Here is a 23439-nt window from a genome sequence, read left to right as displayed (position 1 = left end):
CCCAGGAGCTTACTCAAGTAAGTGACTGGGGTAAGGGAACGCAGCCGCAGCACATGCAACTTGAAGTATGTTACTGCAAGATACGCAATGGTTCAAAAGCGTCTTTATTCTGTCATCCGTATTAATTAAGATGTCACCACGACCAGAAAAATATCGGAACGAAGAGATGTATGACTAAAGAAGCTGTAATCTTTCTATTTATCGCCATCGTGGTAGAAGTTATCGCCACGATCTCATTAAAATTATCGGATAGTTTTACGCGTCTGGTACCGAGCATCGTTACCATCATCGGATATTGTATCGCGTTCTGGTGCCTTACCATCCCTATGCGAACCATCCCTGCGGGTATCATTTATGCCATTTGGTCTGGGGTAGGGATTGTTCTTATTGGATTGATAGGATGGTTGTTTCTTGGCCAAAAACTGGATGTGCCGGCTATTATTGGCATGTTGCTTATCATCTGCGGCGTAATCGTAATCAATCTGTTTTCAAAAAGCGTCAGTCACTAGGCGATGATGATGGTTGATTTGAGCCCGCACTCTCTTATGCGGGCTCGGGTATTTAGCGCACTACCAGTACGGAGCATTCCGCATGACGCACAACGGCTGCGGCGTTGGAACCCAACAGATAGGTAGTAATATCCGGACGATGCGAGGCGATAATCACCATATCGGCCGGTAATTTTTTTGCCATTTCCAGAATCTTATCTTTAGGAGAGCCTTCTGCCACGTGCGCCTGCACGCGGTCCGCGGGAAGGTTGAATTTCTTGATAATCGCTTCCAGTTGAGATTTGGCTTCGGCTTTCAAATCGTCCATTGCGGGAAGCTCTGCTGAATAAGCCAGTCCCAGGGAAGCGTAATAGGGCAAAGACGGGATTACAGTCAAAAAGTGCACTTTAGCGTCGTCAATCTTTGCTTCGGCTTCAACATGCGAAATCACGCGTTGAGTTAATTCTGAATCTGAAATATCGATGGGTACAAGAATCGTTCTGTTCATAAAACCTCCTGTTTAAGTATCCACTGAAATTCTACTCCCTAAAGGCACTTTATGTACAATGACATACGTCACATTTTAGGTGCTGCTCCACGATACTCTGCGGGGACTGCCTACAGGGGAGGGCGACGTAATATTACGCGTATTCCACGTAAATAATCAGCGAGTTGACGTTAAAACGTTATTTCTGCCTTGTCAGGAAAGACCTAAAAAGAGATGTTACCGTTTAATTCAATAATTAATGAAATAATTCGCAGTGAAATAGATATAATTTATACGAATGCTTTTGGGGGTATTATATGAAATAAAAATTATACAATATCATTCGGTTACGATATTCTACGCCTGTTATATGCCTTTATTGTCACATATTCATTTTGTCGCTGGGCCATTGCGTTAACCTTTGCTTTCCAGCGTATAAATTGACAAGCCCGAACGGATGTTCGGGCTTTTTTTGTTTCCAGGCTAATCCTTAGAATATTTTTTAATCTGCGCCGGGTTTTTCCGCTTTTCCTGCCAGCAAGGCAAGAAAGTCATAGCGTTTTTGCAAATCCAATGCGGCATCCCGCCATAATTGTTCAGCTACTTCAGGCTGTTGCGCATTCAGGCGACGGAAACGCTGTTCATTAAGCAACGTTTCCGCCAGGGCATCAGACGGTGGCCGAGAGTCCAGAGCCAGCGGCGGCTTGCCTTCATCCGCACGGCGGGGATCAAAGCGGTATAACGGCCAGAAACCAGTCGCCGTTAACTGGCGCATCTGGTCATGACTTAGCGCCAGATCGTAACCATGTTCCTCACAGGGGCTATAGGCAATGATCAGCGACGGCCCTGGCCAGGCTTCGGCCTCCTGGATGGCTTTCACCGTCTGGTTTAACTGCGCGCCCAGCGAAATTTGCGCGACATAAACATGACCATACATCATCATGCTGACGCCAAGATCTTTACGGGCTTTACGCTTGCCATGTTCGCCAAATTTAGTGACGGCGCCAAGCGGCGTCGCCTTCGACGCCTGGCCGCCAGTATTGGAATAACACTGCGTATCCAGAACCAGAATATTGACATTCTCCGTCAGGCTTAACACATGGTCTAAACCGCCAAAGCCGATGTCGTATGCCCAACCATCGCCGCCAATCAGCCAGATTGATTTTTCTACCAGCGCATCAGCATCCTTTAACAGTTCCTCTGCGCCCGCAACCGATTTCAGATGTTGGCGTAATGCGGCGACCTGTTCACGCCGAACGTCAGGCGTTGCTTCGGTATGCAGAGCATCGTTTAATTCCGCCGGAATGCGATCGGCGAATTGCGCCAGTAAACGCATGACGCGCGCCCGGTGCTGATCCACGCTCAGACGGAAACCGAGGCCAAATTCCGCGTTATCTTCAAATAACGAATTCGCCCATGCCGGGCCGCGCCCGTTGGCATCAGTGGTATAAGGCGTAGAGGGTAAGTTACCGCCGTAAATAGAGGAACACCCCGTGGCGTTAGCGATTAACATTCTGTCGCCATATAACTGAGTCAGCAGTTTAATATACGGCGTTTCACCGCAGCCGGAACAGGCGCCGGAATATTCAAACAGCGGCGTAATGAGCTGCGACGTGCGGATATCAATTCGTTCCAGTTTGCTGCGATCGATTTCCGGCAAGTCGAGGAAAAAGTCATAATTCACTTTCTCTTCTTCCACATGCTCAAGGCGCGACATCATGTTAATCGCCTTGATCTGTGGATTTTGCCGATCTTTAGCCGGGCAGACCTCTACGCATAAATTACAGCCAGTACAGTCTTCCGGCGCGACCTGCAGCACATATTTCTGGCCGCGCATATCGCGGGACTTCACGTCCAGCGAATGCAGACTGGCTGGCGCGTTCTCCATCGCCTGCGGGGAAACGACTTTCGCACGAATCGCCGAGTGAGGGCAGGCGGCGACGCAGTGATTACATTGTGTACACAGCTCCTCTTTCCAGACAGGAATCTCTTCGGCGATATTGCGTTTTTCCCAGCGGGTGGTGCCCATCGGCCATGTTCCGTCCGGCGGCAGGGCGGAAACAGGCAGTGCGTCGCCGAGGCCCGCCAACATGGCGGCGGTAACGGTTTTCACGAAATCCGGCGCGGCGTCGGAGACAACCGGCGGGCGATGCGCGCTGTGCGGATTAACCGCCTGCAACGGCACTTCCGCCAGCGATTCCTGCGCCAGAGCCAATGCCTGCCAGTTACGCTCAACCAGATCCTGACCTTTGCTGCTATAGCTTTTGGCAATCGCGCCCTGCAGCTCAACCAGGGCGCTATCGCCCGGAAGAATATGCGTCAGGTGGAAGAAAGCCATTTGCATGACGGTATTGATGCGGGCACCAAGTCCACATTCGCGGGCGATTTTCGCCGCGTTAACCACGTAAAAACGCGCCTTTTTCTGATTCAACACCGCCTGAACTTCTTGCGGCAGACGCGGCCAGACCTCGTCGGCGCTGTACGGCGTATTAAGCAGAAAGATACCGCCTGGCTTCAGACGTTCCGCCATCTGATATTTATCGATAAACTGTAATTGATGGCAGCCGACAAAATCCGCCTGAGCAATTAAGTAAGCGGAACGAATGGGTTTTTCGCTGACGCGCAGGTGCGATACCGTGAGCCCGCCAGCTTTTTTAGAGTCATAAACGAAATAACCTTGCGCATACCACGGCGTAGAATTACCGATAATTTTAATATTATTTTTCGTGGCGGATACGCTGCCGTCGCTTCCCAGACCGTAAAATAACGCTTCAAGTTTAGCGCTGCCGGGCAGGGTATTTTCCGGTAATGGCAGCGAGAGATTAGTGACGTCATCATAAATGCCCACCGTAAACCGTGGTTTGGGTTTCGCGCGGCTGAGTTCATTAAAGACCGCCAGTACGCACGCCGGGCCGAACTCTTTGGATGATAGCCCATAACGGCCGCCAATGGTGCGCGGTAATGTTTCGCGCTCGCCATTATTAAAGGCCTCCGCCAGTGCGGTCATCACGTCCAGATAAAGTGGCTCGGCCTGCGCGCCTGGCTCTTTAGTGCGATCGAGCACGGCGATAGCGCGAACGGTTTCCGGTAATGCCTGTAACAAGTGTTTGGCGGAGAAGGGGCGGAACAGACGGACTTTCAGAACGCCGACCTTTTCTCCGCGTATCAGTAGCTCGTCCACGACCTCTTCGCAGGTGCCGAGGGCGGAGCCCATCATAATGATGACGCGTTCAGCCTGGGGATGACCATAATATTCAAATGGCTGGTAGTGGCGGCCCGTAGCGTCGCCAAATGCCTTCATCGCCTCTTCAACATGATCATAAACGGCGTTGTACCACGGATTGGTCGCTTCACGAGACTGGAAGTAGGTGTCCGGATTCGCTGAAGTTCCACGAATCACCGGATGTTCCGGATTCAGCGCGCGGGCGCGGTGAGCGTCGATCTCCGCCTGCGGCATCAGGTTCAGAATGGTTTCATCCGTTAGCGGTATAATTTTGTTGATTTCATGCGATGTACGGAAGCCATCAAAAAAATGAATAAACGGAACGCGGCTTTTCAGCGTAGCCCTGTGTGCGATCAGCGCAAAATCCTGCGCTTCCTGAACGCTGGCGGCGCATAACATCGCGCAGCCTGTCTGGCGGACCGCCATCACATCGGAATGGTCGCCAAAAATAGAAAGCGCGTGTGTGGCGACGGTGCGCGCGGCAACGTGCAGTACAAACGGCGTGAGCTGCCCCGCCAGTTTATACAGCGTTGGAATCATCAGCAGCAGCCCCTGCGATGATGTAAATGACGTAGAAAGCGAACCGGTTTGTAACGCACCGTGAACGGCGGCGATCGCGCCGCCTTCCGACTGCATCTCTACCACACGCGGCGTATCGCCCCAGACATTTTTAAGCCCATTACCGGCCCAGGCATCCGCTTGTTCAGCCATTGTTGAACTGGGCGTAATCGGGTAAATGGCGATAACCTCGCTGGTACGGAACGCCACCGACGCTACTGCGCCATTACCGTCAATTGTTTGCATATGACACCCTTACATTGCGCAAAAAAGAGGGACACGCATAATCGTGAGCGCATCCTGTAGTTATCCTTTTATTTTAGCAAAGCCCTTCAAGCCCCATTTTCGCTTTTGTGTCCCTGGCGGGAGGAGAATGGCGATTTCTTGCCGAAAAGACGTAAAAAATTGCCAATAAATGTTAATGAAGCGCATAAATGCGCGCTTTGCCTCTCGACGCGTTAGTTTCTGCTGCCTATTATTTAGGGCGGTGTCGTTTGGATGAATAAACAGAGGGGAGAGAAATGCGCGCAGCGTTTTGGGTGGGATGTGCCGCGTTATTATTGTCGGCTTGCAGTAGCGAACCTGTTCAGCAGGCAACCGCGGCGCATGTTTCGCCAGGGATGAAAGCGGCGATGTCCAGCGCTGGCGAAGCGAATTGCGCTATGATTGGCGGTTCGCTTTCAGCGGCCCGGCAGCTTGATGGTTCAGTAATTGGTATGTGCGCGCTACCCAACGGCAAACGTTGTAGCGAACAGTCGCTTGCCGCCGGAAGCTGCGGGAGTTACTAAGCGCGGCGTTTCGCCTGACGCGTATAACTTTTCACTTAATGGCTTAGTGCGCTAAATCCGCCAGTTTATACATTAGCGTTGTTTCTGCCGTCGCCAGCGTTAATTGGTTCGCAGTTAAATCGACCTGCGCGCCTTTGCTGAAGAGCTCGCTGAGGGTGCCGTCCAGCGCATTAAGCTGCGGATCGGCGCACATCATTCGGGTCATCGCTAAATTTTTCACTTTTAATTCGCCGTCCGATAGTTTTCCTTCGCCGGTGAATTGATTGCACATTTTGCCGGATACCGTCATGTCCTCGCCAAAGCTGAGCTCCGGGCCGGTGACCGTTTTACCGTTTACGCTTTCCAGAACAAAGCGGTGGTGCTCCAGTTGCTCGCGTTTGACGGACACTTTTCCACTGCTCACACACCCCGTCATTATGATGCTCAGGGCGACCAGCGTGACGATTTTCTTCATTGATATTCTCTGTAATCTGATAGTTAACACTGACTATAGTAATGATATGACCGGATAGATCTTCAGGGGTTATCCGAAAATGCTCCCCTGAGCGCAGGGGAGCGACAGGATTAGAACAGCGCGTTCGGGCAGGCTTCGCCATTCTCAAGCTGGCTTAAGTTTTGTAACGTGGTTTCAGAGATGCTGATCAGCGCTTCTGCGGTCAGGAATGCCTGATGCCCCGTAAACAGTACGTTATGGCAGGCCGACAGACGGCGGAAAACATCATCCTGGATAACATCGTTTGACTTGTCTTCAAAGAACAGGTCGCGTTCGTTTTCATACACATCCATCCCCAGCGAGCCGATTTTCTGATTCTTCAGAGCTTCGATAGCCGCCTGGGAATCAATCAGCGCGCCACGACTGGTATTAATGACCATAACGCCATTTTTCATTTGATCGAATGCCGCATGGTTCAGCAAATGGTAGTTTTCCGGCGTGAGCGGGCAGTGCAGGGAAATGACATCCGATTCGGCAAACAACGTTTGCAGATCCACATACTCGACGCCGAGATCAAGCGCGGCGGTGCTGGGATAGGGATCAAACGCCAGTAAACGCATTCCAAAGCCTTTCAGGATACGCAGCGCGGCGACGCCGATTTTACCGGTACCAATGACGCCAGCGGTTTTTCCGTGCATGGTAAAGCCGGTCAGTCCCTCAAGGGAAAAGTTAGCGTCGCGGGTGCGTTGATAAGCGCGGTGAATACGGCGGTTCAATGTCATCATCATGCCAATCGCATGTTCAGCGACGGCTTCCGGAGAATAAGCCGGCACGCGGACCACCTGCAAACCGAGCTCTTTAGCGGCATCCAGGTCGACATTATTAAATCCGGCGCAACGCAGCGCGATGTATTTCACGCCGTGTTTTTTCAGCTCTTCCAGTACCGGTCGGCTCCCGTCGTCATTCACGAAGATACAAACTGCTTCACATCCATTGGCGGTTTTCGCTGTTTTCTCGGTCAGCAGAAAATCAAAAAACTCCAGTTCAAAACCGAACGCTTCGTTCACTTGCTGTAGATATTTCTTGTCATACTGTTTGGTACTATAGACGGCGAGTTTCATATGACCTTCTCCAGTGATGTTAGAATCACACAAATATGCTTAAAATTATCTTACAAAAAATCAAAAATAATTGATAGTCATACATATAATGAATAATTTTAGGTTATCATTCTCCACAACGCCTCAAATAGCCGGAGGGCGCCCCTGCAACATGAACTATTAGGCTATGTACGGGCAATCATGCCAAAATAAAGAGATAGCCGACTGAATTTTTCGTTAAATCAGGAAATTAATGGCCCATGAAGGGTAAATATAAAGCCGCCCTTGCGCTACTGTTACTGCTGATTCTTGTCCCTCTGACGCTACTGATGACCCTCGGGCTGTGGGTTCCCACTCTGGCGGGAATTTGGCTACCCGTCGGTACTCGTATCGCTCTGGAACAAAGTCCACGCCTGACACGTCATGGGTTAGTGATTCCCGATCTTCGCTATCTGGTCAATGATTGTTCGTTAGCGCATATTACCCAGGCGGAACTGACGCATCCCAGCCGTTGGTTGCTGAATATTAAAAGCCTCAAACTGGATGCCGCGTGCCTGGCGAAACTGCCCGCTACGGAAGCTTCTCCCGCCGCGCCGCGTACGCTGGCGCAGTGGCAGTCAATGCTGCCCAATACCTGGATTAACATCGATAATGTCATTCTCGCGCCCTGGCCGGAATGGCAGGGCAAGCTGGCGATCTCCATGACGCCGGTCATTCAGCAGATACGTTATCAGGGCGAAAAAGTAAAATTTCAAGGGCAGCTACGCGGTCAGGCATTGACGGTGAGCCAACTGGAGATCGCCGCGCTGGCCAACCAGCCTCCCGTTAGCCTGGCGGGGGAATTTGTGTTGCCGCTGGTACCGGATGGCCTGCCGGTCAGCGGTCATGCGGCAGCGACCTTGCGTCTGCCGCAGGAACCGTCGCTGGTGGATGCGGAACTGGAGTGGCGTGATAACGCCGGACAGCTCATCGTGATGGCGCGAGGTAATCCTGACCCGATTCTCGATCTCCCCTGGGCGGTAACGCGTCAGCGGCTTACCATCAGCGATGGCCGCTGGAACTGGCCATATCAGGGATTCCCCTTGAGCGGACGTCTGGCTTTTAATATCGATAACTGGCAAGCCGGGCCGGATAATGCGCGAGTCAGCGGACGCCTGAATATTCTGACCCAGGGCGATGCCGGTAAAGCGAACGCTGTACTGACTATCGGCCCGGGAAAACTCAGCATGGATAGCAGTGAGATGCCTCTACAGCTTACCGGCGAGGCTAAACAGAAGGATTTAATCTTTTATGCCGTATTGCCCGCTATGTTCCGCGGCAGTCTGGCCGATCCGCAGCTCACCTTTGCACCTGGCGCATTGCTACGCTCGCGCGGACGGGTGATTGATGCGTTAGATATTGATGAAATTCGTTGGCCGCTGGCGGGCGTTAAGGTGACGCCGCGCGGCGTTGATGGTCGATTACAGGCTATTTTACGGGCGCATGAAAATGAGATGGGCGATTTCGTTCTTCATCTTGATGGCCTGGCGAATGATTTTCTCCCTGATGCTGGTCGCTGGCGGTGGCGCTATTGGGGGCAAGGAAGCTTTACGCCAATGCGCGCCCGCTGGGATATTGCCGGACAGGGCGAATGGCATGATAACACCATCAGGTTGACCAGTTTGTCCACCGGTTTTGATCAGTTGCACTATGGCGTAATGACCGTCACATCGCCAAGACTGGCGCTGAATAAACCTATTGTCTGGGTTCGCGACGCCACAACGCCGTCGCTACAGGGCGCGCTGTCTCTGGAGGCGGGAAAAACCGTATTTACCAGCGGGAGCGTGCTGCCGCCTTCTACCATTAATTTTAGCGTTGAAGGGCGCGAGCCAACCCTGTTCCAGTTTAAAGGCGACCTTCGGGCGGGGGCGATAGGGCCGGTACGGCTGAATGGGCGCTGGGATGGCGAACGCCTTCGCGGACAGGCCTGGTGGCCGAAGCAGTCGCTTATCGTTTTCCAGCCGTTGCTTCCACCAAACTGGAAAATGACGCTGCGCGAAGGCTCACTGTATGCGCAGGTGGCTTTTTCCGCCGCACAGGGGCAGGGGTTTGAAGCAGGTGGACACGGCGTGTTAAAAGGCGGTAGCGCCTGGATGCCGGATAACAAAATCAACGGCGTCGATTTCATTCTGCCATTTCGCTTCCACAACGGCGCGTGGCAATTGGGGACGCGCGGGCCCGTCTCGCTGCGTATCGCCGGGATAGTTAACCAGGTCACGGCGAAAAATATCACCGCTGATTTACAGGGCGGTTATCCCTGGAGCGAGTCGAATCCATTACTGCTAAGCGATGTCAGCGTAGACGTGCTGGGCGGTCAAATCATTATGAAACAGTTGCGAATGCCGCAGCACGACCCGGCGCTTTTGCGGGTGCAAAATATTTCATCCAGCGAATTGATTAGCGCCATAAATCCAAAGCAATTCGCCATGTCTGGTCCGGTCAGCGGCGCGCTGCCGCTGTGGCTGAACAATGAAAAATGGATAATCAAAGATGGCTGGCTTACGAATCCTGGGCCAATGACGTTGCGTATCGATAAAGATACTGCGGATGCGGTGGTGAAGGATAATGTTACGGCAGGCTCGGCGATTAACTGGCTACGTTATATGGAGATTACGCATTCGTGGACGAAAATTAACGTTGATAACCTGGGCGTACTAACGATGCAGGCGGCCATTACCGGCAAAAGCCGGGTAGATGGTAAAACCGCGATCGTTAACTTGAACTATACCCATGAAGAAAATGTGTTTACGCTGTGGCGCAGTTTGCGTTTTGGCGACAATTTACAGGCATGGCTTGAACAAAATACAGCGTTGCCGCAACCTCCTTGCCGGAAAGACAAGGACTGTGAGGATAAATAATGAAAATGAGTATTGCCATGCTGTCAGCGCTTGCGTCATTTATCGTGGTGGGCTGCACGCCACGTATTGAAGTCGCCGCGCCGGAACAGCCGATTACCATCAACATGAATGTAAAGATCGAGCATGAAATACATATCAAAGTCGATAAAGATGTTGAAGAACTCCTGAAATCACGCAGCGATCTATTCTGAGGCCATAATGAAAAAGTATTTAATGCTATGGGTGCTGACGCTGAGCTTGCTCACACCTTCTGTGTGGGCCTTAACCCTGGACGAAGCGCGCACGCAGGGCCGGGTCGGGGAAACGCTGAATGGCTATCTGGTGGCCTTAAAGAATGATGCCGAAACCCAGAAGCTGGTGCTTGATATTAATCATGCCCGTCGCGCCAGTTATCAGCAGTTAGCGGATAGCAATCATCTTCCCGTGGACGAGGTGGCGAAGATGGCAGGGCAAAAACTGGTTGAGCGCGCCAGGCCGGGAGAATATGTCCAGGGAATTAATGGCAAATGGATGCGTAAATAACCGCTTTCCGACAATTTTTTTACCGTAAAATGCATTTTTATATTGGTAATTTCTGAATATGAAGGTCGTATTTATATTAGGCGAACCGGAAACGCCATTTCTATACTGTTGACTGGTATCACTATTCGCGAGAGTAACCAGGTATGACGTCTGAAAAATTATCTGCTGCCTGCCATTGTGGCAGCGTCGTGTTTACCGTTCAACTTAGCGATGGCTTTCATACCGCCAGACGCTGCAACTGTTCGTTTTGTCGGATGCGCGGAGCGGTGGCAGTGTCTGCGCCGCTATCGGGTATTAAAGTGCTAAAAGGGCAGGATAAGCTTACCGAATATCGCTTCAAGACGGGCAAGGCGGTGCATTTTTTCTGTTCGGTATGCGGGATATATACTTTTCATCAGCGCCGATCCAATCCCGATCAATATGGGGTCAATGTGGCGTGCATCGAAAATGTGTCGCCTTTTGATTTCGCCTGCGTTGAAGTCAATGATGGGGTAACGCATCCCAGCGATGGCGGCAGTAGCGGCGTGGTAGGATATTTGCGCTACGAACCGAAGAAATCACCTCCCGTCGAAACGGGAGGCAAAAATATTTAAGCGGCCACTACGCTGTCAATCGCGGCTTTTGCATCGGCCTGGGCTTTAGCCGCCACTTCCGGCCCGTAGGCGATGCCTTCGGCAAAGACAAAATTCACGTCGGTAATACCGATAAAACCAAGGTACACTTTCAGGTAAGGCGCAATCAAATCCGTCGGGGTGTCTTTATGGATACCGCCGCGACTGGAGAGAACCACCGCGCGTTTACCGGTTACCAGACCTTCCGGGCCTTTTTCGGTATAGCGGAAAGTGATACCGGCGCGGGCAATCAGATCAAAGTAGTTTTTCAGCTGCGTCGGGATATTGAAATTGTACATCGGTGCCGCAATAACGATGACGTCGTGGGCTTTCAGTTCAGCAATGAGTTCATCAGACAGCGCCAGAGCGTCCTGCTGACGTGGCGTTAAAGGCGCATCGCCCGGACGCATCGCGCCCACCAGCTCGCCATCCAGCACCGGAACAGGGTTGGCCGCCAGATCGCGGACAGTAATTTCATCTGCGACGTGTTTTTCGCGCCATTGTTCAATAAAATAGTCAGTCAACTGACCAGACTGAGAGTACCCTGCCAGAATACTGGATTTAAGAACTAATACCTTGCTCATGGGTGTTTCCTTTTATGTGTTTGAAGGGGCGTGCCCCGTTGCTTGTTGACACTTTATTCACAAATATGTCGCAGGGATAGCGCAATATATCGAACCCTTTGTTCGAAATTATTGAACAACGCAAAAAAAGCCCCAATGTGGTACTCTATACCTATCATTTAAAACGATTTTAAACAGGCAGAATGCTGCCCAAGAGCTTTATGACTGAACAATCTATGTTGACGCTTCAGGTGTTACAGCAGCGGCTGGATGCACTGATGCTGCGCGACAAACAGCGCTTTGCGCGCCGCCTGCATGGCGTAAAGAAAGTAAAAAATCCTGATGCGCAACAGGCCATTTTCCAGACGATGGCGAAAGAAATTGAACAGGCTGCGACGCAGGTCGCTCTCCGCGAAGCGGCGCGCCCCTCAATCACTTATCCGCAAAATCTGCCTGTTAGCCAGAAGAAACAGGACATTCTGGAAGCGGTCCGCGATCATCAGGTGGTGATCGTGGCAGGGGAAACCGGTTCCGGTAAAACCACCCAGTTGCCGAAAATTTGTATGGAACTGGGGCGCGGAATTAAAGGACTTATTGGACATACTCAACCGCGTCGCCTGGCGGCGCGCACCGTCGCTAACCGCATTGCCGAAGAGTTGCAAACGGAGCCAGGCGGCTGCATCGGCTATAAAGTTCGTTTCAGCGATCATGTCAGTAGCAACACCATGGTCAAACTGATGACGGACGGTATCCTGCTGGCGGAAATCCAGCAGGACAGGCTATTGATGCAGTATGACACCATCATTATTGATGAAGCGCATGAACGCAGCCTGAATATTGACTTCTTGCTCGGCTATCTGAAAGAGCTTCTGCCGCGTCGCCCCGATCTGAAAGTGATTATTACCTCTGCGACCATCGACCCGGAACGCTTCTCGCGCCACTTTAATAACGCGCCGATTATTGAAGTCTCTGGCCGAACGTATCCCGTAGAAGTTCGTTATCGCCCCATCGTGGAAGAGGCTGACGACACTGAACGCGATCAGCTACAGGCAATTTTCGACGCTGTCGATGAACTGGGGCGTGAAAGTCCCGGCGATATCCTGATTTTTATGAGCGGAGAGCGGGAAATCCGCGATACCGCCGACGCCCTGAACAAGCTGAACTTACGGCATACCGAAGTGTTGCCGCTGTATGCACGCTTGTCGAACAGCGAACAGAACCGCGTTTTCCAGTCGCACAGCGGACGCCGTATCGTGCTGGCAACTAACGTGGCGGAAACCTCGCTAACGGTGCCGGGTATCAAGTATGTGATCGATCCTGGCACTGCGCGCATCAGCCGCTACAGCTACCGCACTAAAGTGCAGCGCCTGCCGATTGAACCGATCTCACAGGCTTCCGCCAACCAGCGTAAAGGGCGTTGCGGACGCGTATCGGAAGGGATCTGCATTCGTCTGTATTCGGAAGATGACTTTTTGTCACGTCCGGAATTTACCGACCCGGAAATTCTACGTACCAACCTGGCGTCGGTTATTTTGCAGATGACCGCCCTGGGGCTGGGTGACATTGCCGCCTTCCCGTTTGTCGAAGCGCCGGATAAGCGCAATATTCAGGATGGCGTGCGTTTGTTGGAAGAGCTGGGGGCGATTACCGCCGACGAACAGCAAACGGCATATAAGCTGACGCCGCTGGGCCGACAATTATCTCAGCTGCCGGTCGACCCGCGCCTGGCGCGTATGGTTCTGGAAGCGCAAAAACATGGCTGTGTGCGCGAAGCGATGATCATTACTTCCGCACTCTCTATTCAGGATCCGCGCGAGCGCCCAGTGGATAAGCAGCAGGCTTCCGATGAGAAACACCGGCGTTTCCATGATAAGGAGTCCGATTTTCTGGCGTTTGTTAACCTGTGGAATTACCTCGGCGAGCAACAAAAGGCCCTGTCGTCGAATCAATTCCGCCGTCTGTGTCGCACCGACTATCTGAACTATTTACGCGTGCGTGAGTGGCAGGATATCTATACCCAACTGCGTCAGGTGGTAAAAGAACTGGGGATTCCGGTAAACAGTGAACCCGCAGAGTACCGGGAAATTCACGTTGCGTTGTTAACGGGGCTGTTGTCGCATATCGGGATGAAAGATGCCGATAAACAAGAGTACACCGGCGCGCGTAACGCCAGATTCTCTATTTTCCCCGGTTCCGGTTTATTCAAAAAACCGCCGAAATGGACAATGGTCGCAGAACTGGTGGAGACCAGCCGTTTGTGGGGGCGCATCGCTGCCCGCATTGAGCCAGAATGGGTGGAACCGGTAGCGCAGCACCTGATTAAACGTTCATATAGCGAACCGCACTGGGAGCGGGCGCAAGGCGCGGTGATGGCGACGGAAAAGGTTACTGTCTACGGTCTACCGATTGTCGCCGCGCGCAAAGTGAATTATAGCCAGATTGACCCGGCGTTGTGTCGCGAGTTGTTCATCCGCCATGCGCTGGTGGAGGGGGACTGGCAAACCCGTCACGCCTTCTTCCGTGAGAATCTAAAATTGCGTGCGGAAGTCGAGGAACTTGAGCACAAATCTCGCCGCCGCGATATCCTGGTGGATGACGATACCCTGTTTGAATTTTATGACCAGCGTATTAGCCATGACGTTATTTCCGCCCGCCACTTTGATAGTTGGTGGAAAAAAATCAGCCGCGAGACGCCGGATCTGCTCAACTTTGAAAAAAGTATGCTGATTAAAGAAGGCGCGGAAAAAATCAGCAAACTGGATTACCCGAACTTCTGGCACCAGGGCAATCTCAAGCTGCGTTTGAGCTATCAGTTTGAACCGGGCGCGGATGCTGACGGCGTGACCGTCCATATTCCGTTGCCGCTACTTAACCAGGTTGACGAGAGCGGTTTTGAATGGCAGATCCCAGGGCTGCGCCGTGAATTAGTGATTGCGCTGATTAAATCGTTGCCAAAACCGGTACGTCGCAACTTTGTTCCGGCGCCAAACTATGCTGAAGCGTTTTTAGGTCGCGTAACGCCGCTGGAGCTGCCGCTGCTGGACGCTCTGGAGCGTGAACTGCGCCGGATGACCGGCGTCACGGTCGATCGGGAAGACTGGCATTGGGATCAGGTGCCCGAGCATCTGAAAATCACGTTTCGCGTCGTGAATGACAAAAACAAGAAACTGCAGGAAGGGCGTTCGCTCGCCGAGCTTAAAAATGCGCTGAAAGGCAAAGTGCAGGAGACGCTCTCGGCGGTGGCGGATGACGGCATCGAGCAGAGCGGGCTGCATATCTGGAGTTTCGGCGAGCTGCCGGAAAGCTACGAACAGAAACGCGGTAATTATAAAGTGAAGGCGTGGCCGGCGTTAGTGGATGAGCGTGACAGCGTCGCTATCAAATTGTTTGATAATCCGCTGGAACAACAACAGGCGATGTGGTGCGGTTTACGCCGTCTGCTGTTGCTCAATATTCCTTCACCGATTAAGTATCTGCATGAGAAATTGCCTAATAAAGCCAAGCTGGGGCTGTACTTTAACCCGTACGGCAAAGTACTGGAGTTGATTGATGACTGTATCGCCTGCGGGGTAGATAAGCTGATAGATGCCAACGGCGGACCGGTGTGGAGCGAAGCAGGTTTCACCGCGCTGCACGAAAAGGTACGCGCCGAGCTGAATGATACTGTGGTGGATATCGCGAAGCAGGTTGAGCGGATCCTGACGACCGTATTCAATATCAATAAGCGTCTGAAAGGGCGGGTGGATATGAGCATGGCGTTGGGGCTTTCCGATATCAAGGCGCAGATGAGCGGTCTTGTATACCGTGGTTTTGTGACTGGCAACGGCTTTAAACGTCTCGGCGATACGCTGCGTTATCTGCAGGCAATTGAAAAGCGGCTGGAGAAACTGGCTGTCGATCCTCACCGCGATCGGGCGCAAATGCTGAAAGTCGAAAGCGTCCAGCAGGCGTGGCAGCAATGGATAAATAAATTGCCTCCAGCGCGTCGCGAAGATGATGATGTTAAAGAGATCCGTTGGATGATTGAAGAACTGCGTGTCAGTTATTTCGCCCAACAGCTCGGTACGCCTTATCCTATTTCCGATAAGCGTATTTTACAGGCCATGGATCAGATTACGGCCTAAAAAGCCAGGCGACGATGTCTTTCAAAGAGATCCGGTACAAGTTCGGAACAAAAAGGAGGAATTATGAATACAACGCCATTTCCGGCGCTCTCTGCGGAAACATTGCTGGCGGTGAATACCGTCGGACAGTGGCTGGCGCAAAATGATTTTTCCGGCGAACAACCTTATTCGTCGGATTGCGTCGTCCTGGCGGGCAATGCGGTGATCCCCACTATCGACGCGGCCTGTCGCATCGCCAAAGCGCAAGGCGTTCCTTTACTGATTAGCGGCGGTATAGGTCATTCGACGCCGTTTTTGTACGCCGTGATTTCCCGGCATCCGCGCTACCACACTATTCGCACAAGCGGACGCGCTGAAGCCGCGATCCTCGCGGATATCGCGAACCAGTTCTGGCATATTCCGGCTGAGAAAATTTGGCTGGAAGATCGGTCAACTAATTGCGGCGAAAATGCCCGTTTCTCCTGCGCACTGATCCGTCAGGCGAAAGAAAACATTAACACGGCTATCGTTGTGCAAGACCCCACCATGCAGCGGCGCACTATTGCGGCGTTCCGGCGCGTGACAGACGACGACACCGATGCGCCGCGCTGGCTGAGTTTTCCTGGTTTTGTTCCGGTACTGCGCCACCTTAACGGCGGTACACATTTTGCCAACGTTGAAGAGGGCATCTGGACGGTGGAGCGTTATCTGTCTCTGATTGCCGGCGAGCTGCCACGTTTGCGTGACGATGAAACAGGGTATGGACCGCGTGGTAAAGATTTTATCATTCACGTTGATATCCCACGCGATATTGAAAACGCATGGCAGGTATTGCAGGCAGATACGACGCTGCGCAGTGCGTTAGAACAGAGAGCTTTACGCTAAAAATCGCCCGTTTGCGAGGGTGAACGGGCAAGTGCGACCACCATTTCATAAATTTGATGAATTATTTATAAAAGCTGGTTATGTTGTCGCTTTACGGTTTTCATTCAGGACGCGCTATGGGCAATAAGTATTCCGGCCTGCAAATTGGTATTCACTGGTTAGTCTTTTTTCTGGTTATTGTGGCTTACGCCGCGATGGAGCTACGCGGTTTTGCGCCGCGTAGTTATCGGCCCTGGTTTAATATGACGCATGTTTCATGTGGTATCACTATTTTGCTTTTAATGGTGGCGCGCTTGATTATTCGGCTGAAATATCCCACGCCGCCCATTGTTCCTCGTCCAAAACCGATGATGACCGGAATGGCGCATTTAGGACATCTGGTGATTTACCTGTTATTTATCGTGCTGCCTGTTATTGGTCTGGTCATGATGTATAACCGCGGCAATCCCTGGGTCGCATTTGGCATTACTATGCCGCATGCCGCCGAAGCTAACTTTGAACGCGTAGATATGCTGAAATCCTGGCACGTCACGCTGGCGAACCTGGGCTATTTTGTTATTGGACTTCATGCCATCGCTGCTTTGATGCATCACTATTTCTGGAAAGACAATACGCTGTTACGGATGATGCCGCGTAAGCGTGACTGACCGTCCTGTATGACGTTTGCTACAGGCGGGGTTAACCGCTTTAGGCAAACAAGGCATCTATCAGAGGGGATGGCGTATTCCATACAGAAAACGCCTGCGTCTAACCAGGACCCGTGACGCAGGCGAAGGAGGACGGGTCTACATCGGAAGCGGGTATTATACTTATTTGTATGACAAATAAAATAAGCAATTGCTATTCCGTAATCCAATGTTTAATCAACGGGTTAAACCCACATGATCGCGCTGCCCGACCGCTCGGAAGTGCCTACACTTACGATGAACGTGGCATAGTGGCGGAAAATAGCGCAACGGCGCCATGTTGCTCCAAAGTCACCTTAGCGAAATGTTCGTCCAATACGCCGCGTAACGTATCGGCTGAATCATTGGTATTACTGAATATTCCTTTCTTGTTATAAACAGCCATTAATTTCTTACCAAAAGCATTGTGAGGAACCTCTTTGCCCAGAATCGTGGCGCCAAAAAGTGTGCCGCCGGGTTTAAGCGCCATACCGGCATTTTTAATTGCCTTCGCTTTTGTTGTCATCTCACCAGGCAAGCAGTGCAGAAGATAGTACATCGAAACGGAATCGAAGCGCCCGTGCCAGTCCGCCGGGAACGTGTCGAAAACATCGTGTTGTAGTGTGGCGCGGATTTTCGTATTACCCACTCGGCTGGCGGCTATTTTCAGGCTATCCGGATTTAAATCCATCAGCGAAATGGCATGAGTCGCAGGTGCATGCTTCAGGTAATAACCTGTACCTACGCCAATATCCAGGTGAGTCTCGCCCATATGATGCAGGAAGAAAGGAAGTAGTCGCGTATCAGTAGGACACTTCCAGGCATATTTGTTTGAGATATTGAGTACCCACCAGTCATATAAGCTAAGCGTGAATGGGTTATAGACTTTTGCGCCTGATTGTTGTGTATGCTTCATTGTTCTCTCACTAAATAATTTCGCGCTGGAATTAAAACAACGAAGCAATCGTTAGGCAAGCATTAATCAGGTGAGTGAGTAATTTAATGCGATGAATAAAGGAGATATTATGAATTAAGCGGCTATCTTAAAGAAGATAGAGGATAATAATAGCTGATAAATGAATTGATCAGTCATATTATTATAAGCTGATAATTAATAATCGTTAATATAAATATATTAAGCCTTATGATAATAGCAATGCAATTAAAAGCATGAGGAACAATATTTATTCATACACATAAAGCGATTATTGCACATTAATTGATATTTTAAATGTTACGCTGAGATAGCCATCGTGATTTAATATCACCTACCTGGAGGCGATATGATTGAGGTTTTTGAAGCGTTTGGCTGGACCTTACTTTTAGGCGGTCTGGCAGTGGCAGTACTGTTTATCACTGCACTGGATAGAAAACGGTAGTCATTGCATTTGACGCGCCTGTTGAGTCGGTATTACAAATAATTGTACCTGAAATCTACCACTTCTGAAGTTTGCGATATTTTGCCATTCTGACGGCAAGGGGTAATCCTGACTAAAGTTACCGCCGCTTATCAACCAGACACGATGGTAACTTTTTGAAAGCGTTGTCAGAGTATCAATATATGTCTGATCGGCTTGCGCATAAAACAGTGATCCAAAGCCATAGGCATTCGGTCTGCCTGATGTTCCGTGTGCGTTAGGCGGTGTATAAAGAAACGTACGATAATCTCGCTTATTATAATACACATAACTTAAATAATCGAACATTTTACTGACTACCACGGCATCATTAGGCTGGTGACGGGTATTAATATAGTTTACCAGTGGTTTAAACTCGTCTATGTGCTCAGGGTTATTATGATATGAACTATAGCCGAATAATAAGGTGAATAAGATAAACCAGAGGCCACAAACCGCTTTTTTTGCGCGGGTAAGTAATACCGCGAGCAGGGGAGGAATGCTCAGCGATGAGAAGAAGAAATAACGATCGATAAATAACGGCATCCACCAGGAAATGATGAAGACCAGCATTACAGGGATGACCAGATTACAAAATAATATCAGCTGATATCTTTCATATTCTCCGTTGCATAAAGATATTCGCCCCACAGTACCGATAAAACTTCCCACAGCCAGCCACAGAATGATCGACGGAAAACCCTGTCCGTTGTTTCCGGTAAAGAAATGCCAGTACATTGCAGGCAGATCACGCCATGTTACGGGGGGAATCCAACCGATATCATTACCGGCTCTCAACTGCGCCAGATGAGTCAGTAAATTAAACAATACGGGTAACCAGGGGAGATAAGCGACAGCAATTGCCAGGTTAGCAAACCACCAGCCAGGAAGTTTAAGGTAGCAGGCCGTTTTATGGCTTTGGCAGGATAATTTTGTTACTGCGATCCAGTGGGCAATAAGTGCAAATAGAGTGAAATAATGGGTGTAAAAACTGAACGTCATAAGTAAAGCATACGCGATAAGATAGCGATTATGGGTGGGGGTTTTTATCCACATCATCAATGCTAACGCGGCAGCGAGCGTTAGCATTCCCATTAACGCGTACATGCGCGTTTCTTGACTGTAATGGACTGCCATCGGCATCAGGGCGGCAAACCATCCCGCCAATAAGGCTGTACGTTCATTTGCCAGCCATCGCGTAAGCGCGATAACCAGAACAACTGTCAGGATCCCAAAGAGTAGACTGAGAGAGCGTACCGCTGCAACGCTATCACCCCATAATATCATCCAGTCATGCAGTAACAGATAATAAAGCGGAGGATGCACGTCAAAAGCGGCATGGAATAGCAAACTGTCTACGTTATGGCGACTAATCAGCACGCTGGACGCTTCGTCACACCAAAGGTAGCGGTCAGTTATAAACAGCAACCGTATAAGGACGGAGAATATGACAATGAGACAAACATGATATTTATACTTTATTTTTCTTAACCCATCGCCGGGCTGCCATATTGATAGTTGTGGTAGCGCCATAATATCCTCAATGGAGTAAGACTTAGACCAGAATGGACACCTAACGCAATAATGAAGGTTAAAATCTTAACCAACACTAAATAAAAATAACTTTGATAATGTCAGCGATGAATTAATCAGAATAGTGCAGTACAACTCAGTAATCCTGACCGTAATGGCGAAGCAGTCTATGCTCTAAAAACCGGGTCAAACCGACAATAAAGGTAACGCCAATAAGATACACTATGGCGGCAAAAAGGTAAGCATGGAAGAATTTAAAGCTAGTTGCAGCAACCTCCTGAATTCGCGCGAAAAACTCTGTATATTGGATAAGAAAAACGATGGTACTGTCTTTAAGGTTATTAATCACCTGATTCGTTAAGGCTGGAATGGAAGACAGCAATACCTGAGGCAGTATAATCCACAAAAAGACCTGCCGTTTGTTCAACCCCTGAACGACTGCGGCCTCCGTTTCATACTTATTTAATGCGTTATAGGCCGTTGTCATGTACGCGGCATTATATGCGCCGACATTTAAGGTAAACCCTGTAACCGCCACGGTAAAAGAGGACAGGTGAATGCCAGATTGAGGTAAACCATAATAGATAACAAACAGAATAAGAATGAGTGGCGTACCGATAAAGAAATCCATGTACAGTCGAGTTATGGCTTTTACCACGGGGCGATGGCTCAGGCTCAGAAAGAAAATAATAATTCCCCACAAAAAACCGGTGATGGAAACAATCAGCGCAAGTTTACAGGTTTCTTTAATACCGTCCACAACAAGTGGCAGTTGTTCAGTCAGGTCATTAAAGAAGAGAGACCAGCCAGCGATCATCGTTGTGCCTCGCTAAAAAAACAGTGGATATCTGGATCCGTTTCTCGTAAAGCAAGATCGGTAAAAGCGCCTTCTGCACGAATTTTGCCATGATTAAGAAACGTTACGTTATCGCTTAGTAATCTGGCGAGGCGAATATCATGAGTGACGCATAATATAGTGACGCCATTGTCGTGAAGTTGCTTGATCAACATTCCGACTTCACGAGTCATGAGCGGATCAAGCGCAGACGTCGGCTCATCAAAAATAATGAGTTCTGGGTCGGTGACCATTGTACGGGCCAGGGCGACGCGCTGTTGCTGCCCGCCCGATAATTGCGAAGGGTATTTCGCGCTATGCGAGACCATATCAAGTTTTTGTAGCTCATGTAAGGCTTTCTCCCGGGCTAGTTGTCCCGACATGCCAAACACTTTACATAGGGCAAGGGTAATGTTATCCATGACGTTAAGATGGCGATACAAAGCGTAATTCTGGAAGACACAACCAACTTTTTTTCTGAACTCAAGAAGAGTAAATTCCTTGTCATAAATATTTCTCCCGTGAAAATAAATATCACCATAATCAGGCTCTTCTAATCGAAGCAGACAGCGTAAAAGCGTCGTTTTTCCACAACCTGATGGCCCCATGACTACTTTCATGTCTCCCGATTGAATTTTCAGACTAACCGTATCAAGAACCTTTTTTCCTGAATACTCCTTACTTATCTCTTTTAGTTCCAGTAAAGCCATGAGTATCACCTCTATTTTTATGCTTCAACTGATGCGATATTTTTTCTCAAACACTCCGGCCAGAAGAGTAAAAACTTTATAAATAATGAAATATAATACCCCAGCAAGAGTATAGATCTGTAACCCGTTCAGCGTGATGGCTGTCAGTGACATTGCCTGCTTCGTTATTTCAGCGATACCTACAGTATAAGCAAAGGGCGTCGCTTTTAATACAGAAGAAAACTCATTGATAATACCGGGCACAGAAAATCGCAACATCTGTGGCAACTCAATATTTAATATAATCTGTAATTGACGCATTCCTGCTACTTTCGCTACCGTGATTTCGAATGGCTCAACTAATTTAAGCGCCCCTCTGAACACCTCGGCAAGATAACTTCCGCTGATTAAGCCGACGCTGAGGTTCATGGCCACCAGAGGTGAAACATATATGCCAATCGATGGCAATCCAAAATAAACAAGAAAAACAGCAATAAGTATTGGAATTCCCCGAAGAATAAAGACCAGTACGTCGAGTATCTTCTGTAGTGGAAGGGGGGATAGTCGCCGTAATACGGCGACTGTAAGCCCGGTCAAAAACGCTGAGAGAAAACAGGTAAAGGTTACAAGCAGCGTATTACCAATCCCTTCCAATAGGAAATAAAAGATAGCCAGCATATTACCTGATGACATAGCTTACTATTTCATCCAGCTATCGACGATGCCAGATATTTTTTGTGGCCCTTGCTCTTTAAGCCATAAGTTAAAATCATCGCGCACGGGGGAGCCTTTCTTAAAGGCAATGCCAAGTTGATCAACATTCTTGAAAACATAACGACTTTCTATCGGCATCTTTTTCTTATTTTTGAAGGTAAAATAAACCGGCTCTTCTATAAAAGCCAGATCAAGATTACCATTTTTTAGATCAGCCATCGTCTCATTATATGTTGGATATAATTTTACTTTACTTAACGAGTAGTATCCTTTGGGCTCCAGATCGTTTTTGATAAGGTCGGAGTAAGCCATTCCTCGAGGGTATCCAATAGAATATTGATTTAATTCATTGAGGTTATTGAGCGTTATTTTATGATTGGCCATACTGACCAGATAAAAAGAGTTGATGTAATAAGGTTCAGAAAAATCAATAACTTTCTTACGTTTATCTGTGATTGAAATTCCCGAAAATGCGACATCTGCCTGACCACTCGCCACTGCGCCAAGCATTCCATCCCAGGCATATTCGGTGATGTTTAGCTTACAATGCCGTGACTGACAGTAAGACGTAAAAAGCTCCAGATCTATCCCCTGCAATTTGCCATCAGCACTTTTAAATAACATAGGGGGAGAGGCCGGTGATACTGCGACATTGAGTGTTTTCCCTTCAACGATGCTATCAGCAAAAGCTGAAGACGACATTATTCCCAACACTATCATCGATAAGCCAATTTTTTTGGATAACATGCTATCTATTTCCTGTGGTAAGGTAATGCGTATTATAAATTAAGCATTAGGGCGTGAACCTGACATTTGCAGGCGTAAAGTACTTAACGTTATGTATTCCATCGCTGTTAACTAATTTAATCAGGAGGTTTGACAGGAATCATCAAAGGGGATGGATTGAATATACCATGAGATATCAACTGGATATGAGTGCAGCGACCC

At 49.5% G+C, this 23439-nt stretch carries 21 protein-coding genes; 9 read left to right on the top strand and 12 right to left on the bottom strand.

The genetic code is table 11. The features are described from left to right. Nucleotides 1-170 precede the first annotated feature (170 nt). Complete coding sequence (locus ACLJZ5_RS01875) at nucleotides 171-509, top strand: SMR family transporter (RefSeq protein WP_000159237.1); 339 nt, start codon at nucleotides 171-173, stop codon at nucleotides 507-509. Between the two features lie 52 nt (nucleotides 510-561). On the opposite strand, the gene uspF is transcribed toward ACLJZ5_RS01875, so the two are convergent. From uspF to ACLJZ5_RS01860, 3 genes are all read right to left on the bottom strand, one after another. Next, the gene (gene uspF / locus ACLJZ5_RS01870) at nucleotides 562-996 is read right to left on the bottom strand and encodes a universal stress protein UspF (RefSeq protein WP_001082296.1); all 435 of its coding nucleotides are present in this window, start codon (nucleotides 994-996) and stop codon (nucleotides 562-564) included. A gap of 481 nt (nucleotides 997-1477) precedes the next feature. Continuing rightward, complete coding sequence (nifJ, locus tag ACLJZ5_RS01865; protein ID WP_024797913.1) at nucleotides 1478-5002, bottom strand: pyruvate:ferredoxin (flavodoxin) oxidoreductase; 3525 nt, start codon at nucleotides 5000-5002, stop codon at nucleotides 1478-1480. A 60-nt stretch (nucleotides 5003-5062) separates the two neighbouring features. After that, nucleotides 5063-5374 carry a hypothetical protein gene (locus tag ACLJZ5_RS01860; protein WP_031601775.1) on the bottom strand — a complete coding sequence of 104 codons (312 nt, stop codon included), beginning with the start codon at nucleotides 5372-5374 and terminating at the stop codon, nucleotides 5063-5065. On the opposite strand from ACLJZ5_RS01860, the gene ACLJZ5_RS01855 reads away from it, so the two are divergent. Next, on the top strand, nucleotides 5278-5544 hold the full coding sequence (locus tag ACLJZ5_RS01855) for a DUF333 domain-containing protein (RefSeq protein ID WP_001200680.1): 267 nt from the start codon (nucleotides 5278-5280) through the stop codon (nucleotides 5542-5544). The two genes, ACLJZ5_RS01860 and ACLJZ5_RS01855, sit on opposite strands and share 97 nt — an antisense overlap. A gap of 43 nt (nucleotides 5545-5587) precedes the next feature. Here the strand turns inward: ACLJZ5_RS01855 and hslJ are convergent, their stop codons facing one another. Together hslJ and ldhA are read right to left on the bottom strand one after the other, a co-directional pair. Next, nucleotides 5588-5998, bottom strand: a complete 411-nt coding sequence (gene hslJ, locus ACLJZ5_RS01850) for a heat shock protein HslJ (RefSeq protein WP_000725242.1) — start codon at nucleotides 5996-5998, stop codon at nucleotides 5588-5590. Between the two features lie 110 nt (nucleotides 5999-6108). Continuing rightward, nucleotides 6109-7098 carry a D-lactate dehydrogenase gene (gene ldhA / locus ACLJZ5_RS01845; RefSeq protein WP_024797914.1) on the bottom strand — a complete coding sequence of 330 codons (990 nt, stop codon included), beginning with the start codon at nucleotides 7096-7098 and terminating at the stop codon, nucleotides 6109-6111. 239 nt (nucleotides 7099-7337) lie between these two features. Here ldhA and ACLJZ5_RS01840 point away from each other — a divergent pair, with 239 nt between their 5' ends. The 4 genes from ACLJZ5_RS01840 (at nucleotide 7338) to ACLJZ5_RS01825 (ending at nucleotide 11089) form a co-directional block, all read left to right on the top strand. Further along, complete coding sequence (locus tag ACLJZ5_RS01840; protein WP_024797915.1) at nucleotides 7338-9974, top strand: YdbH family protein; 2637 nt, start codon at nucleotides 7338-7340, stop codon at nucleotides 9972-9974. Next, entirely contained in the window at nucleotides 9974-10165 is a 192-nt protein-coding gene (locus tag ACLJZ5_RS01835) for a YnbE family lipoprotein (RefSeq protein ID WP_000784063.1), read from the top strand. Before ACLJZ5_RS01840 ends, ACLJZ5_RS01835 begins: the two co-directional genes overlap by 1 nt. 7 nt (nucleotides 10166-10172) lie before the next feature. Further along, on the top strand, nucleotides 10173-10496 hold the full coding sequence (locus tag ACLJZ5_RS01830; RefSeq protein ID WP_000760414.1) for a YdbL family protein: 324 nt from the start codon (nucleotides 10173-10175) through the stop codon (nucleotides 10494-10496). 143 nt (nucleotides 10497-10639) lie between these two features. Further along, nucleotides 10640-11089 carry a GFA family protein gene (locus tag ACLJZ5_RS01825; RefSeq protein ID WP_024797916.1) on the top strand — a complete coding sequence of 150 codons (450 nt, stop codon included), beginning with the start codon at nucleotides 10640-10642 and terminating at the stop codon, nucleotides 11087-11089. On the opposite strand, the gene azoR is transcribed toward ACLJZ5_RS01825, so the two are convergent. Then, the gene (azoR, locus tag ACLJZ5_RS01820; RefSeq protein WP_024797917.1) at nucleotides 11086-11691 is read right to left on the bottom strand and encodes an FMN-dependent NADH-azoreductase; all 606 of its coding nucleotides are present in this window, start codon (nucleotides 11689-11691) and stop codon (nucleotides 11086-11088) included. The genes ACLJZ5_RS01825 and azoR overlap by 4 nt on opposite strands. Before the next feature lie 200 nt (nucleotides 11692-11891). Here azoR and hrpA point away from each other — a divergent pair, with 200 nt between their 5' ends. The 3 genes from hrpA (at nucleotide 11892) to cybB (ending at nucleotide 17305) form a co-directional block, all read left to right on the top strand. Continuing rightward, on the top strand, nucleotides 11892-15794 hold the full coding sequence (gene hrpA / locus ACLJZ5_RS01815; RefSeq protein ID WP_024797918.1) for an ATP-dependent RNA helicase HrpA: 3903 nt from the start codon (nucleotides 11892-11894) through the stop codon (nucleotides 15792-15794). A gap of 63 nt (nucleotides 15795-15857) precedes the next feature. Then, nucleotides 15858-16658: a YdcF family protein gene (locus ACLJZ5_RS01810; RefSeq protein WP_024797919.1), complete on the top strand. Its 801-nt coding sequence runs from the start codon at nucleotides 15858-15860 to the stop codon at nucleotides 16656-16658. Nucleotides 16659-16774: 116 nt separating this feature from the next. Continuing rightward, nucleotides 16775-17305, top strand: coding sequence for a cytochrome b561 (gene cybB, locus ACLJZ5_RS01805; RefSeq protein ID WP_000527279.1), 531 nt, complete (start codon nucleotides 16775-16777; stop codon nucleotides 17303-17305). A gap of 271 nt (nucleotides 17306-17576) precedes the next feature. On the opposite strand, the gene ACLJZ5_RS01800 is transcribed toward cybB, so the two are convergent. The 6 genes from ACLJZ5_RS01800 to ACLJZ5_RS01775 form a co-directional block, all read right to left on the bottom strand. Next, nucleotides 17577-18239: a class I SAM-dependent methyltransferase gene (locus tag ACLJZ5_RS01800; protein ID WP_024797920.1), complete on the bottom strand. Its 663-nt coding sequence runs from the start codon at nucleotides 18237-18239 to the stop codon at nucleotides 17577-17579. A gap of 463 nt (nucleotides 18240-18702) precedes the next feature. Further along, nucleotides 18703-20253 (bottom strand): glycosyltransferase family 39 protein, encoded by a 1551-nt coding sequence (locus ACLJZ5_RS01795; RefSeq protein WP_024797921.1) that lies wholly within the window; start codon nucleotides 20251-20253, stop codon nucleotides 18703-18705. A 136-nt stretch (nucleotides 20254-20389) separates the two neighbouring features. Continuing rightward, a complete protein-coding gene (locus tag ACLJZ5_RS01790) occupies nucleotides 20390-21070 on the bottom strand; it encodes an amino acid ABC transporter permease (RefSeq protein ID WP_000560165.1) in 681 nt (226 codons plus the stop codon). Beyond that, entirely contained in the window at nucleotides 21067-21798 is a 732-nt protein-coding gene (locus ACLJZ5_RS01785) for an amino acid ABC transporter ATP-binding protein (RefSeq protein ID WP_024797922.1), read from the bottom strand. The genes ACLJZ5_RS01790 and ACLJZ5_RS01785 overlap by 4 nt, the downstream gene beginning before the upstream one ends. 24 nt (nucleotides 21799-21822) lie before the next feature. Next, nucleotides 21823-22470 carry an amino acid ABC transporter permease gene (locus tag ACLJZ5_RS01780; RefSeq protein WP_023218180.1) on the bottom strand — a complete coding sequence of 216 codons (648 nt, stop codon included), beginning with the start codon at nucleotides 22468-22470 and terminating at the stop codon, nucleotides 21823-21825. Between the two features lie 6 nt (nucleotides 22471-22476). Then, nucleotides 22477-23238: a transporter substrate-binding domain-containing protein gene (locus ACLJZ5_RS01775; RefSeq protein ID WP_024797923.1), complete on the bottom strand. Its 762-nt coding sequence runs from the start codon at nucleotides 23236-23238 to the stop codon at nucleotides 22477-22479. Nucleotides 23239-23439: the final 201 nt, after the last annotated feature.

The sequence above is a fragment of the Salmonella sp. 5800 genome, from assembly GCF_046558195.1.
GTDB lineage: Bacteria > Pseudomonadota > Gammaproteobacteria > Enterobacterales > Enterobacteriaceae > Salmonella > Salmonella enterica.
The sequence above is the reverse complement of the archived record's forward strand: the minus strand, read 5'-3'. Positions and strand labels throughout refer to the sequence as shown.